We start from the raw sequence: 527 nt of genomic DNA, 5'->3' as shown, positions 1-527 counted from the left end.
TCCCTGTTCTGAAGCAACGCATTGGCGATCGGCTGGTCGGGTTGCAGGTCAAAGCGCAATCCCTTCACGCTCTTCTCGCGAAGGCGGGCGAGCCCATCGACGAGCCTTTTCTCCGGGACCGTCTCGTAAGGAATCCAGTTCTCGGAGACCACCATCAACGCAATCTCCTCGACAATGGCGAGGCCGGCCGGGTTCAGTCCGAAGGTCGCGATCACCATCAGATGTGAGTTCGGATCCGCTGCCCACAGCGACAATTCTCTCTCGAAACGTGCCTGCAAACGGCGGTGCAATGCATCTTCGATAATGAAGGGAAAACCGGGCAAATGCCTGATGACGAGTTTCTGACCGGAGCGGGCAGGAACCATCTCCTTCATCTCGCCCACCAGGACGAGCAGCTTTCGGGGACCTGATTTAGGCGGGAGCGCCGAGCCGAGAACCGCGTTGCGACGCTGCTCGATGGCTTGCCTGTTCTCGGCCCGAAACGGCTCGGGCACGAACAGGATATCCGCGAGTGGTCCGCCCCGCAC

The 527-nt window shown here is 60.3% G+C and carries 1 protein-coding gene; it reads right to left on the bottom strand.

From position 1 onward, the window contains the following. Positions 1-494, bottom strand: a 494-nt coding sequence (locus ACXJ7R_RS36135) for a DUF1173 family protein (protein WP_457155947.1), incomplete at its 3' end; no start/stop codon positions are given. Positions 495-527 lie beyond the last annotated feature (33 nt).

Source organism: Mesorhizobium sp. P5_C1, assembly GCF_054049815.1.
Note: the sequence above shows the minus strand (reverse complement) of the source record. Positions and strands in the feature narration are given on the sequence as shown.